The following is a 13,594-nucleotide window of genomic DNA, read 5'->3' as shown; positions in this document are numbered from 1 at the left end:
CAAGGGAACCGATAATGGTGGATGTACTGGTCATTGGCGGCGGCAATGCCGCGCTATGCGCCGCCTTAACCGCCCGGGAAGCTGGCGCCTCGGTGCTGCTGCTGGAGGCGGCGCCGCGGGAGTGGCGCGGCGGCAACTCGCAGCACACGCGTAACCTGCGCTGTATGCACGATGCGCCGCAGGACGTGCTGGTCGACAGCTACCCGGAAGAAGAGTACTGGCAGGATCTGCTGCGCGTCACCGAGGGGAATACCAACGAAGCGCTGGCCCGACTGGTGATCCGCACCTCGTCACAATGCCGGGACTGGATGCGCCAGCACGGAGTTAACTTTCAGCCGCCGCTCTCCGGCGCCCTGCACGTAGCCCGCACCAACGCCTTTTTTATGGGCGGCGGCAAAGCGCTGGTCAATGCCTATTACCGCAGCGCGGAGCAAATGGGGGTGCAGATCCGCTACAACACACCGGTGCTGGCTCTCGAGCTGCGCAACGGCGAATTTGTCGCCGCGCTGGCGGGCGAGGAACGGATTGTTGCAAAAAGCTGCGTCCTCGCCGCCGGCGGATTTGAATCCAACCGCGAATGGCTGCGCGAGGCCTGGGGGCAAAATGACCGCGGTGAATGGCCCGCCGATAACTTTCTCATCCGCGGCACCCGCTTCAACCAGGGAGTGCTGCTCAAGTTTATGATCGACGCCGGGGCCGATATTATCGGCGATCCCTCGCAGTCCCACTGCGTCGCCATTGACGCCCGGGCGCCGCTCTACGATGGCGGGATCTGTACCCGCGTCGACTGCGTGTCGCTGGGGGTAGTGGTCAACCGCGATGCCGACCGTTTTTACGATGAAGGAGAAGATTTCTGGCCCAAACGCTATGCCATCTGGGGCCGGCTGGTCGCCCACCAGCCCGGGCAAATCGGCTACTCGATCATCGACAGCAAAGCCATCGGCCACTTTATGCCGCCCGTCTTTCCCGGCGCTCAGGCCAACACCCTTCCCGAGCTGGCCCGCCAGCTCGGCCTGGACAGCGAACGCTTTACGCAAACCATCGCCGACTATAATGCCGCCTGCGCGCCAGGCCAGTTCGATCATACCCGCCTGGATAACTGCGCCACCGCCGGCCTGACGCCGCCAAAGACCCACTGGGCGCGGCCTATCGATACGCCGCCTTACTACGGCTATGCCTTACGTCCGGGGATCACCTTCACCTACCTCGGGCTCTACGTCGACGACACCGCCGCCGTCCACTTCGCCGGTAAACCCAGCCGCAACCTGTTTGTCGCCGGGGAAATGATGGCTGGCAACGTGCTGGGCAAAGGCTATACCGCCGGCGTCGGGATGTCGATCGGCACCACCTTCGGCCGCATTGCCGGCCAGCAAGCCGCCCGGGCGGCACAGCAGGAGAAACACCATGAAGTCGCTTGAGAAGCTGATCATTGAGGCGCAGATCATCACCGAGCCGGAGGCGGAAGTGGAAAGGGTGATGCAGGTATGTAACGCCTGCCGCTACTGCGAAGGGTTTTGCGCCGTATTCCCGGCGATGACCCAGCGCCTGGCCTTTGGCAAAGCAGATATTAACTATCTGGCTAACCTGTGTCATAACTGCGGCGCCTGCCTGCACGCCTGTCAGTACGCGCCGCCGCACGAATTCGCGATTAACGTGCCGAAGGCGATGGCCGAAGTTCGGCTGGAAACTTATCAGCATTACGCCCAGCCCGCCGCCTTTGGCAGCCTGTACCGCCGGGCTGGCGTGACCACCGTACTGGCGCTGGTCGGCGGACTGATTTTCTTTCTGCTACTGGCGATGGGGCTCAAAGGCTCGCTGCTTCATCCGCCGCTGGCGGGCGATTTCTATCAGATATTCCCGCATAACCTGCTGGCGTGGATGTTTGGCTCGGTCTTCGTGCTGGCCTTTGGCTTGCTGATGACCGGGGTGATCCGCTTCTGGCGCGAGATCTCCCCGGGCCAGCCGCACGCGGTTGATATCGCAAAGGCCTCACAGGATGCGTTGACGCTGAAATATCTCGATGGCGGGCATGGCAAAGGCTGCAACGAAGCCGATGACACCTTCACGCTGATGCGCCGCCGTTTCCACCACTTCACCTTCTACGGCTTTATGCTCTGCTTCGCCGCCACCGTGGTGGCCACGGGCTATCACTATTTCGCCGACCGGGAAGCCCCCTACCCGTTCTTCAGCGTCCCGGTGCTGCTGGGGACCCTTGGCGGCATCGGCCTGCTGGTGGGGCCGGCTGGCCTGCTGTGGCTAAACCTGCGCCGGTCGCCGTTGCACGGCGATGCACGACAAAAACCGATGGACCGCGGCTTTATCCTGCTACTGCTGCTGACCAGCTTCACCGGCCTGGCGCTGCTGGCGGGACGGGATACCTCATGGATGGGTATTTTGCTCGCTGTTCACCTCGGGGTGGTAATGGCCCTGTTCTTAACCCTTCCCTACGGAAAATTTGCCCACGGATTTTATCGCTGTGCGGCGCTACTCAAGTGGGCAATTGAGAAGCGGCGCGGAAAACAGGCGGCAGTCGCAGGCGACTAACCCGCTCCCTCTTACCTCTATAAAAACAAGATAAAGACAATGGAGAGCACACCCTATGACGCAACAATCCACGCGCGCCGGCACCGTCGGCGCTATCCTCCGCGTGACCAGCGGTAATTTTCTCGAACAGTTCGACTTTTTCCTGTTTGGCTTTTATGCCACCTATATCGCCCGCACCTTCTTTCCGGCGGAGAGCGAGTTCGCAGCGCTGATGCTGACCTTTGCGGTGTTTGGTTCGGGCTTCCTGATGCGCCCCATCGGCGCGGTGGTCCTCGGCGCCTATATCGACAGAATCGGGCGCCGCAAAGGGCTGATGGTCACCCTGGCGATCATGGGCTGCGGGACGCTACTCATCGCCCTGGTACCTGGCTATCAGACCATCGGCGTGCTGGCGCCGATCCTCGTGTTAGTGGGCCGCTTGCTGCAGGGGTTTTCCGCGGGCGTCGAGCTTGGCGGGGTGTCGGTCTATCTGTCGGAAATCGCCACGCCGGGCAATAAAGGCTTCTATACCAGCTGGCAGTCCGCCAGCCAGCAGGTGGCTATCGTCATGGCGGCGTTGATTGGCTATGCGCTGAACGCCACGCTTGAGCATGAGGAGATCGCCGACTGGGGCTGGCGCATCCCTTTCTTCATTGGCTGCCTGATTATTCCGCTGATTTTCGTGCTGCGCCGCTCGCTGCAGGAAACAGAGGAATTCCTGCAGCGTAAACACCGCCCGGATACCAAGGAGATCCTGACCACCATCGCCAGGAACTGGCGCATTATTAGCGCGGGGACATTACTGGTGGCGATGACCACCACCACCTTTTATTTTATCACCGTCTATACGCCGACCTACGGCAGAGCGGTGCTGCACCTCAGCGCTCGCGACAGCCTGCTGGTGACCATGCTGGTGGGCATCTCTAACTTTATCTGGTTACCGATTGGCGGGGCGATCTCTGACCGGATCGGTCGTCGCCCGGTGCTGATGGGCATTACCGTGCTGGCGCTGCTCACCACCTGGCCGGTGATGCACTGGCTCACCGCCGCGCCCGATTTTACGCGTATGACGCTGGTCCTGCTGTGGTTCTCGTTCTTTTTTGGCATGTATAACGGCGCGATGGTGGCGGCGCTCACCGAAGTGATGCCGGTGTACGTCCGCACTGTGGGATTCTCTCTGGCCTTTAGTCTCGCTACTGCCATTTTCGGCGGCCTGACGCCGGCTATCTCTACCGCCCTGGTCGAGCTCACCGGCGATAAAAGCGCGCCGGGCTGGTGGCTAATGTGCGCCGCGCTGTGCGGGTTCATTGCCACCGCGCTGCTGTTCGTGCGGCTGAGCCGAGGCTATCAGCCGGCGGAGAGTCAGCGCTAAAAAAACAAACGGGCGGAGGTATGCTCCGCCCGTTTGCCGCTAACGTCTGATTTAATGGGTCGTATTATTGCTGCGGATCTCCTTCCAGATCTGGTCGCAGCGCGCTTTCACCGCCTGATCGTTGCCGGTGCGGGTGGCCTGAATACACTGTTGGTAATCCAGGACGCGAACGCTCTCCTGATTGGCAAATTGCTGGTGCTGTTTATCCTCTTTCAGTACATTCAGTACGCTCTGACAGGCTTCAATCTTGTCCGGATTCCCTTCCGCCGTATTAATACAGGCGCTATAGGCATCTTTCAGTTTGGTGTCTTCTTTCGGTGCTGGCGACGTGGCGCAGGCCACCAGGCCCGAGGCCATCATGGCAATAAGCAGCATTTTTTTCATTGTCGTTCTCCCGGAGGTGCGGCAGGCTCACGCCCGCCGCGCAGGCATCAGAAAATAGTGAACGGGGCGATAACCATGAACTTCACGTCGCGCTCATCCTGGAAGATGTTGCCGTAGCCGCCGCTCCAGCTCGGAATATCGGAATGGTTGTCGTACTGGGTAAAGTGCAGTTTGAACAGGGTGCCCTTCGCCCGACCTTCCTGCACGGTATACAACGCATCCAGGCTGTAAGCCGATTCTTTCAGGCGATAGTCAGGGTCATAGTACGCATCCGGAGAGGACATTCTTCCCGGCTTCGCATCCCAGGCGTAGACATAAGACGCGCCAAACGCCCAGCCAGGCATATCCCAGTTTTTCATGTCATACATCGCGCCGAAGAAGACCGCTTTTTCGCCGTTGGCGTTAAAGTCGGAGCGGTTATCCCACCAGATATCGAGCCGACCGTTGGAAGAGGCATAGGTCGGCGTCATACGCTGCAGGAAGTAGCCCTGCTGGCCATCGGCCTTCACCCAGGTGCCTTCCAGACGCAGATCCAGCACATCCGCCACTTTATAGCCGAAGGTTAACGCCTGCAGCCATGCGGTGCCGTCATAGATGTCATTGACCCCGCCGTTGCTGACCTTATCGCGGGTGCCGTAGAACTGGTAGCTGGTGCTCAGCGGCGCGCCGGCGACGTCAAACTTGTAGCTGGCTTTTGCAAAGTACTGATCGATATAGCCCTGAGCCTGACCAAATGCCGCCTCCAGCACCAGGTCGTTTTTGAAATCATATTTGGCGCCGACGGAGTGGAGATAATCAACTTTGGTTTTCTTGTCGTTCTGATAGAAATCGTCCATCTCGATATGCCATGGCGCTTTATACTCGTTCGTCCACATATAGGAAAAACTTAACGCGCCCGCCGTGCCATAGTCGAAGTTAGCCCCGGCCTCCGCCCCCTGATAGGTACCTGGCATAAAGCTCCAGTGCGGGGCCAGCAGAGTCTGGCCGGTTGGCTGGATATAGCCCGCACGTGCCCACGCCGGACCGTATTTGAATTTCGCGGCGGCTTTATACAGGCTGATACCGCTCTTATCGCCGGAGTAGTCTTCGTCATAGGCTTTGTTGCGCGATGAGAAGGCAATTTCGTTCGGGTGGCCGCTATCGCCGTTCTCGGCCATTTCAATCGCGGTAAATGCAGCAATATCAAGGCCAAACATATCGGCAGCATAGCCGGACTGGAAGTCCAGGTTAGCGTTCCAGGTGGAGTGGGAAAGGTTGGTTTTATATTTGTCGCCGTCGGTGACATCTTTACGGTCACGCTCACGCTGCCAGTAATAGATACCGCCGGTTAAGGTTGAATCATCGATAAAGCCTGCTGCGCTGGCCTGCGGAACCACAACCCAGCCCGACATCGCGGTGACGGCGGCAATAGCCAGCGCCAGCGTACTACGTTTGCCACTAAACGTACGCATGTGCATATCCTCTTTGACGTTTTAAAAGGCGAAGACCAACGGTCATTCGCTAAAAAAATAAATAAAACTGCAAAATGTGGGGCGGTGAAAAAGGCCGCGAAACCACTGTAGATAGACTATTTTTCGTGACGCGAATTATCAATATTTTTCGTGAGGCAAAGCTTAAGATTATGACAAAGCGCACATAATTTATGTCTTTTTGTTACAGTCTTATCCCTGATAATTTTGTCATGGAAGTCATTGCAAAATCAGGGAAAAATAGAAGAACTGAAAGCGATTACATTGGTTTTTTGTATATGACAGGAAACATCAGAAGCGCTATTTATTACCGCGCAGTAACAGGATTAATTCGCATCGCGAAAATGAAAAGTTTAATTGGCTGATTCTGAAACAAAAAAAAGCGCCGCAAGGTGCGACGCTTTTACGGGAGGGAAATTTATTCGCCGACTTTCGCCCAGGTATCACGCAGCCCGACAGTGCGGTTGAACACCAGACTGGAGGCGTTTGCATAGCGACTGTCGAGGCAGAAGTAACCTTCACGCTCAAACTGGTAAGCTTTACCCGCTTCGGCCTGCGCCAGGCTCGGTTCCGCATAACCCTGCTTAATCACCAGCGAATCCGGGTTGATTACCGCGAGGAAATCTTCCTCCGCCCCCGGGTTTGGTACGCTGAACAGACGATCGTAGAGACGGATCTCCACCGGCAGCGCATGCGCCGCACTTACCCAGTGGATCACGCCTTTGACCTTGCGGCCGTCGGCCGGATCTTTGCTCAGGGTGTCGGCATCGTAGGTGCAGAAGATGGTGGTGATATTGCCTTCGGCATCTTTCTCCACACGTTCCGCTTTGATCACGTAGGCGTTGCGCAGACGCACTTCTTTGCCCAGCACCAGACGCTTGTACTGTTTATTGGCTTCTTCACGGAAGTCCGCGCGATCGATCCAGATTTCGGCGCTGAACGGCACTTCACGACTGCCCATTTCCGGCTTGTTCGGATGGTTCGGCATCGCCACCATTTCGCTTTCGCCCTGCGGATAGTTCTCGATAACCAGTTTCACCGGATCGATCACCGCCATCGCGCGCGGGGCGTTTTCATTCAGATCTTCACGAATGCAGGACTCCAGCGATGCCATCTCGATGGTGTTGTCCTGCTTGGTCACGCCGATGCGCTTGCAGAACTCGCGGATGGATTCAGCGGTGTAGCCACGGCGACGCAGACCGGAGATGGTCGGCATACGCGGATCGTCCCAGCCTTCCACGTGCTTCTCGGTCACCAGCTGGTTCAGCTTACGCTTGGACATCACGGTGTATTCGAGATTCAGGCGCGAGAATTCGTACTGACGTGGATGCACCGGAATGCTGATGTTGTCCAGCACCCAGTCGTACAGGCGGCGGTTGTCCTGGAACTCCAGGGTACACAGCGAGTGGGTGATGCCTTCCAGCGCATCGCTGATGCAGTGGGTGAAGTCATACATCGGGTAGATGCACCACTTGTTGCCGGTCTGATGATGCTCAGCGAACTTAATGCGGTACAGCACCGGATCGCGCATCACGATGAACGGCGACGCCATATCGATTTTCGCGCGCAGGCAGGCTTTGCCTTCTTCGAAGCCGCCGCTGCGCATTTTTTCAAACAGCGCCAGGTTTTCTTCCACGCTGCGGTCGCGATACGGGCTGTTTTTACCCGGCGCTTTCAGGGTGCCGCGGTATTCGCGAATTTCATCTGGAGAGAGTTCATCAACATAGGCCAGACCTTTGTTGATCAGCTCAACCGCATACTGATGCAGCTGATCAAAGTAATCAGACGAGTAGCAAACGTCCCCGGACCAGTGGAAACCTAACCACTGCACGTCGTTTTTAATCGACTCCACGTATTCGATATCTTCTTTCACCGGGTTGGTGTCATCGAAACGCAGGTTGCATTGACCCTGATAATCCTGCGCGATGCCGAAGTTCAGGCAGATGGATTTCGCATGGCCAATGTGCAGATAACCGTTCGGCTCCGGCGGGAAGCGAGTGTGAACGGTGGTATGTTTACCGGTAGCCAGATCTTCATCAATGATCTGACGGATAAAGTTAGTCGGGCGGGCTTCTGCCTCACTCATCACGGGTTCCTCAAAGCGTAAACAACGTATAACGGCACATGATCTTACAAGCAGGACGTAGTGACAACTATTAGTTACGTAAAATAGGTATCAGAAGAGGATTATGGGGCCGATTGCTGGAAAAAAAAGCGGCGAAGGTTTCCCTTCGCCGCTGAGGCATAAACTCGACTCAGGAGCCTTACTTGCCTTTAATCTCATACAGCGGCGTCTGGCCGGCAACGACCTTACCGCTCGCCAGTATCACCAGCGCGCTGTAGTCATCGCTGTTGCTGCAGACGACCGGACTGATCATTGAGCGCGCGTTGGCGTTGAGGAAGTCCAGATCCATTTCCAGGATCGGCTCACCGGCCTTCACGTCCGTGCCCTCTTCAACCAGACGTTTGAAGCCCTTGCCTTCCAGCGCCACGGTGTCGATACCCATGTGGACGACGATTTCCGCGCCGTTGTTGGTTTCGAGGCAGAACGCGTGGTTAGTGTTGAAAATTTTCACCACAGTACCCGCCGCTGGCGCGACAACGATGTTGCTGGTCGGTTTCACCGCGATACCGTCGCCGACGGCTTTGCTGGCGAAGGCTTCGTCCGGCACCTGTTCGAGCGCCACCACGTCACCGGTAATCGGCGAAACCAGCGACTCAACGGTCTTCGCATTCGCTACCGCCTGCGGTTTAGCCGCTGGCGCTGCGGTGGCGACGTTGCCAGCCGGTGCGGCGGCTGCTGCCGCTACCGGGCCGCGGGTAACCACTTTTTTCATCTCATCGCCGATAGATTCTGCTTTCGCACCGACGATAACCTGGATGGTTTGCTTATTCAGTTTCACCACCCCGGACGCGCCGAGACGTTTACAGGCCGCGTCGTTCACTTTCGCCGAATCGCCCACGGTCAGACGCAGACGGGTGATACAGGCGTCAATGGCTTTCAGGTTGTCGGTTCCGCCCACCGCGGCGATATAGCTGGTCGCCAGCTGGGTCAGGCCCTCTTCAGTGTTGCTGTTGGCTTCTTCCGTTACCACGTCAGCAGCTTTGTCTTCACGACCCGGCGTTTTCAGGTTGAACATGCGGATCACCGCGCTGAACAGCAGGAAGTAGACGAAGAAGAACACCACGCCCATCACCAGCAGCATCCAGACGTTTTTGCTGGCCGCTGGCAGGCTGTACATCAGCACATAGTCAATTGCACCTGCGGAGAAGGAGAAGCCCGCATGGATACCCAGCGCCGTTGCGATGAACAGGCTGATACCGGTCAGCACCGCATGCAGGAGGTACAGCAGCGGAGCCAGGAACATGAACAGGAATTCCAGCGGCTCGGTTACCCCGGTCAGGAACGCGGTGATGGCTACGGACAGCAGCATACCGCCGACCATCGGACGACGCGCTTTCGGCGCCGCCAGATACATCGCCAGCGCCGCACCCGGCAGACCAAACATCATGATCGGGAAGAAGCCGGACATGAACATCCCCGCGGTGCCGTCGCCGGCGTAGAAGCGGTTGATGTCGCCGTGGAACACAGCGCCAGCGGCGTTAGTGAACTCACCAATCTGGAACCAGGCGATGGTGTTCAGCACCTGATGCAGACCGGTTGGGATCAGCAGACGGTTGATGAAACCAAAGATACCGGAACCGAGCGCCCCTGCGGAGACGATCCATTCGCCACCAGAGTGGATAGCGTGCTGCACCGGCGGCCAGACGTAGCCGAAGATCGCGGCGAGGATCAGACAGAAGAAGCCGGTGGCGATCGGCACGAAGCGTTTGCCGCCGAAGAAGCTCAGGAAGTCCGGCAGCTTGATGCCGGCCCAGCGGTTGTACACCGCCCCTGCCACCAGACCGGTAATGATACCGGCCAGCACGCCCATGTTAATTTCCGGGTTGATGGTGACCATCGCTTTGGTCATCACGAAATACCCTACTGCGCCGGCCAGCGCCGCAGAACCCGCGTTATCCTTGGACCAGCTTGATGCCACACCAATTGCGAAGATCAGCGCCAGATTATCGAAGATCGCCCCACCCGCTTGCGCGATGAAGGGTACATTCAACAGGTCTGGTTGCCCGAAACGCAGCAGCAATGCCGCGACCGGCAGCACTGCGATAGGGAGCTGCAACGCCCTACCCAGTCGCTGAAAGAAACCTAAAATATTCATCTTATTCCCCCTATGAGACCCCGATGAGGCTCATTTTCAAAGCCACTTTTTTATTGTGTAACAAGGTCGGTTTTATCACTTACCGGCAAAGTGTGTGAAAAATTAATTCGTATCGCAAATTAAACGGGTATTTTTTGTGATAATTATCACCAAATATCGTATTCATCCCTCCCTTTCACTGGCTAACATCGAAAACTTATTTTATCATTCAAAAAATCAACACGGATTGACCCCGGTCGGCGCAGTTGCTGCAATACTCTCCTCAGAGTGCTGGCGCCAATCCGCCAGAATCTACTTTAACTATAGAGGTGAAGAATGAGACTGATCCCCCTGGTAACCGCTGAGCAGGTCGGTAAATGGGCTGCCCGCCACATCGTTAACCGTATTAATGCATTCAAACCGACCGCGGACCGTCCGTTCGTGCTGGGTCTGCCTACCGGTGGCACTCCGCTGACCGCCTACAAAGCGCTGGTTGAAATGCATAAAGCAGGCCAGGTTAGCTTCAAACACGTCGTCACCTTTAATATGGATGAATATGTCGGCCTGCCAAAAGAGCATCCGGAAAGCTATCATAGCTTCATGCACCGTAATTTCTTTGACCACGTTGATATTCCGGCAGAAAATATCAATCTGCTGAATGGTAACGCGCCGGACATCGATGCGGAATGCCGTCGCTATGAAGAAAAAATTCGTTCCTACGGTAAAATCCACCTGTTCATGGGCGGCGTAGGCAACGATGGTCACATCGCGTTCAACGAACCGGCCTCTTCTCTGGCGTCCCGCACCCGTATTAAGACCCTGACCCATGACACCCGTGTGGCGAACTCCCGCTTCTTCGATGGTGATGTGGATCTGGTGCCGAAATACGCGTTGACCGTGGGCGTAGGCACCCTGCTGGATGCAGAAGAAGTGATGATTCTGGTGCTGGGTCATCAGAAAGCGCTGGCGCTGCAGGCGGCGGTAGAAGGTAACGTCAACCATATGTGGACCATTACCTGCCTGCAGCTGCATCCGAAGGCGGTGATTGTCTGCGACGAGCCGTCCACCATGGAGCTGAAAGTGAAAACCCTGAAATATTTCAACGAATTAGAAGCTGAAAATATTAAAGGTCTGTAATGTAGTCGTGTCCCGCCACTTGCGCGGGACCCTCTTTTTCTTTGTATGCATCATCATGCCGGCGGCAAATGAACGATCGCTGACCTGATGGGGCGTATATACCGGGGGTCGTAATGTATGCATTAACCCAGGGCCGGGTTTATACCGGTCATGAAATTCTCGATGACCATGCGGTTGTTATCGCCGATGGCCTAATCGAACGTCTCTGTCCGCTGGCGGATTTGCCGTCTGACATGGAGCAGCGCTCGGTCAACGGCGCAATAATTGCCCCCGGTTTTATCGACGTTCAGCTCAATGGCTGCGGCGGCGTGCAGTTTAACGACAGCCCAGAGGCGGTCACCGTTGAAACGCTGGAGATCATGCAGAAGGCGAACGAACGTTCAGGCTGCACCAGCTTCCTGCCGACGCTGATTACCTCCAGTGACGATCTGATGAAGCAAGGTATCCGCGTCATGCGCGAATACCTGCAAAAACACCCGAATCAGGCGCTGGGTCTGCATCTTGAAGGACCGTGGCTGAATATCGTCAAGAAAGGCACCCACAACCCGGACTACGTGCGTAAACCGGACGCCGCGCTGGTCGATTTCCTCTGCGATAACGCCGATGTGATCACCAAGGTGACCCTCGCCCCTGAGCGCGTTGAGCCGGAAGTGATCCGCAAGCTGGTTGCCGCCGGGATCGTCGTCTCCGCCGGCCACTCCAACGCCACGCTGAAAGAGGCGAAAGTCGGCTTCCGCGCCGGCATTACCTTCGCCACTCACCTGTATAACGCGATGCCGTATATTACCGGACGCGAACCGGGTCTGGCCGGGGCGATTTTTGACGAGCCGGATGTCTACTGCGGTATTATTGTCGACGGGATGCATGTCGATTATGCCAACGTACGTAACGCCAAGCGCCTGAAAGGCGACAAACTGTGTCTGGTCACCGACGCCACCGCGCCGGCGGGGGCGAATATTGACCAGTTCATTTTTGCCGGGAAAACAATATACTACCGCAATGGACTGTGCGTAGATGAAAACGGCACGCTCAGCGGCTCCTCCCTGACCATGATTGAAGGGGTGCGTAATCTGGTGGAGCATTGCGGCGTGGCACTGGACGAAGTATTGCGGATGGCGACGCTCTATCCCGCGCGCGCTATCGGTGTGGACAAGCAGCTCGGCAGCATTGCGCCGGGCATGGTCGCTAACCTGACCGCCTTTACACGCGATTATAAAATCACCAAGACCATCGTTAATGGTAACGAGGTCGTCACTGAGTAAGTAAAAGTATGACAGCAGGCGGACAAGCTCAAATTGGTAACGTTGACCTCGTAAAACAACTGAACAGCGCGGCCGTGTACCGCCTGATTGACCAGCATGGGCCTATCTCGCGCATTCAGATAGCCGAACAAAGCCAGCTTGCCCCTGCCAGCGTGACCAAAATCACGCGTCAGCTTATTGAGCGCGGCCTGATCAAAGAAGTCGATCAGCAGGCCTCCACCGGAGGCCGCCGCGCTATCTCTATCATCGCTGAAACCCGCAACTTCAACGCCATCGGCGTGCGGCTTGGCCGCTATGACGCCACTCTGACCCTGTATGATTTAAGCAGCAAGACCCTGGAAGAGGAACATTTTCCCCTGCCCGAGCGCACCCAGGAAACGCTGGAACACGCCCTGCTGAATATCATCGCCACCTTTATCGAAAACTGTCAGCGCAAAATTCGCGAGCTGATCGCCATCTCGGTGATCCTGCCAGGCCTCGTCGACCCGGAAAGCGGCGTGATCCGCTATATGCCGCATATTGCGGTGGAAAACTGGGGCCTGGTCGGAGCGCTGGAAAAACGCTTCAACGTCACCTGCTATGTCGGGCACGACATCCGCAGCCTGGCGCTGGCCGAGCACTATTTCGGTGCAAGTCAGGACTGCGAAGACTCCATCCTGGTGCGCGTGCACCGCGGTACCGGCGCGGGCATCATCTCTAACGGGCGCATTTTTATTGGCCGGAACGGCAACGTCGGCGAAATTGGCCACATTCAGGTCGATCCGCTGGGCGAGCGCTGCCACTGCGGCAACTTCGGCTGTCTGGAGACCGTCGCGGCCAATGCCGCCATCGAACAGCGGGTTCGCCACCTGCTTGAGCAGGGCTACCAGAGCCGTCTGACGCCGGATGACTGCACGATCAAAACTATCTGCAAAGCGGCCAACAAGGGCGATGCCCTGGCCTGCGAGGTGATTGAGTACGTGGGGCGTCACCTCGGGAAAACGATCGCCATCGCGATTAACCTGTTCAACCCACAAAAAATCGTTGTCGCCGGCGAAATAGTGGAAGCTGAAAAGGTCCTTCTTCCGGCCATCGAAGGCTGCATTAACGCCCAGGCGCTCAAAGCGTTTCGCAAGAACCTGCCGGTGGTGCGTTCTACCCTCGACCATCGCTCAGCGATTGGCGCCTTCGCGCTGGTCAAACGCGCTATGCTCAATGGCACGCTGCTGCAGCGCTTGCTTGAGAGCTAATCGCCTCTTTATTGATAGC

General features: G+C 57.0%; 10 protein-coding genes. 6 read left to right on the top strand and 4 right to left on the bottom strand.

Annotation, left to right across the window (positions count from 1 at the left end; genetic code table 11):
• Nucleotides 1-14: 14 nt before the first annotated feature.
• The 3 genes from tcuA to A1WC_RS18490 are packed head-to-tail and all read left to right on the top strand — an operon-like array spanning nucleotide 15 to nucleotide 3,895.
• A complete protein-coding gene (gene tcuA, locus A1WC_RS18480) occupies nucleotides 15-1,418 on the top strand; it encodes an FAD-dependent tricarballylate dehydrogenase TcuA (RefSeq protein WP_016160499.1) in 1,404 nt (467 codons plus the stop codon).
• Nucleotides 1,405-2,544: a tricarballylate utilization 4Fe-4S protein TcuB gene (gene tcuB / locus A1WC_RS18485; RefSeq protein ID WP_016160498.1), complete on the top strand. Its 1,140-nt coding sequence runs from the start codon at nucleotides 1,405-1,407 to the stop codon at nucleotides 2,542-2,544. Before tcuA ends, tcuB begins: the two co-directional genes overlap by 14 nt.
• Before the next feature lie 55 nt (nucleotides 2,545-2,599).
• Complete coding sequence (locus tag A1WC_RS18490) at nucleotides 2,600-3,895, top strand: MFS transporter (protein WP_016160497.1); 1,296 nt, start codon at nucleotides 2,600-2,602, stop codon at nucleotides 3,893-3,895.
• A 51-nt stretch (nucleotides 3,896-3,946) separates the two neighbouring features.
• Here the strand turns inward: A1WC_RS18490 and chiQ are convergent, their stop codons facing one another.
• The 4 genes from chiQ to nagE all read right to left on the bottom strand — a co-directional run bounded on the left by chiQ (nucleotide 3,947) and on the right by nagE (nucleotide 9,968).
• A complete protein-coding gene (chiQ, locus tag A1WC_RS18495) occupies nucleotides 3,947-4,279 on the bottom strand; it encodes a ChiQ/YbfN family lipoprotein (RefSeq protein ID WP_008805659.1) in 333 nt (110 codons plus the stop codon).
• Between the two features lie 47 nt (nucleotides 4,280-4,326).
• Nucleotides 4,327-5,730 carry a chitoporin ChiP gene (gene chiP, locus A1WC_RS18500; RefSeq protein WP_008805658.1) on the bottom strand — a complete coding sequence of 468 codons (1,404 nt, stop codon included), beginning with the start codon at nucleotides 5,728-5,730 and terminating at the stop codon, nucleotides 4,327-4,329.
• Nucleotides 5,731-6,166: 436 nt separating this feature from the next.
• On the bottom strand, nucleotides 6,167-7,834 hold the full coding sequence (gene glnS / locus A1WC_RS18505) for a glutamine--tRNA ligase (protein WP_012542445.1): 1,668 nt from the start codon (nucleotides 7,832-7,834) through the stop codon (nucleotides 6,167-6,169).
• Nucleotides 7,835-8,012: 178 nt separating this feature from the next.
• Complete coding sequence (gene nagE, locus A1WC_RS18510; RefSeq protein ID WP_004147599.1) at nucleotides 8,013-9,968, bottom strand: PTS N-acetyl glucosamine transporter subunit IIABC; 1,956 nt, start codon at nucleotides 9,966-9,968, stop codon at nucleotides 8,013-8,015.
• A 315-nt stretch (nucleotides 9,969-10,283) separates the two neighbouring features.
• Between nagE and nagB the strand changes: the two genes are divergently transcribed.
• The 3 genes from nagB (at nucleotide 10,284) to nagC (ending at nucleotide 13,575) form a co-directional block, all read left to right on the top strand.
• A complete protein-coding gene (gene nagB, locus A1WC_RS18515) occupies nucleotides 10,284-11,084 on the top strand; it encodes a glucosamine-6-phosphate deaminase (protein ID WP_012542446.1) in 801 nt (266 codons plus the stop codon).
• A 113-nt stretch (nucleotides 11,085-11,197) separates the two neighbouring features.
• Entirely contained in the window at nucleotides 11,198-12,346 is a 1,149-nt protein-coding gene (nagA, locus tag A1WC_RS18520) for an N-acetylglucosamine-6-phosphate deacetylase (RefSeq protein ID WP_012542447.1), read from the top strand.
• An 8-nt stretch (nucleotides 12,347-12,354) separates the two neighbouring features.
• Nucleotides 12,355-13,575, top strand: coding sequence for a DNA-binding transcriptional regulator NagC (nagC, locus tag A1WC_RS18525; RefSeq protein ID WP_008805654.1), 1,221 nt, complete (start codon nucleotides 12,355-12,357; stop codon nucleotides 13,573-13,575).
• Nucleotides 13,576-13,594 lie beyond the last annotated feature (19 nt).

The organism is Klebsiella sp. KTE92 (assembly GCF_000398905.1).
In the GTDB taxonomy this organism is placed as follows: Bacteria; Pseudomonadota; Gammaproteobacteria; order Enterobacterales; family Enterobacteriaceae; genus Klebsiella; species Klebsiella variicola.
This window is presented reverse-complemented; position numbering and strand designations above follow the sequence as displayed.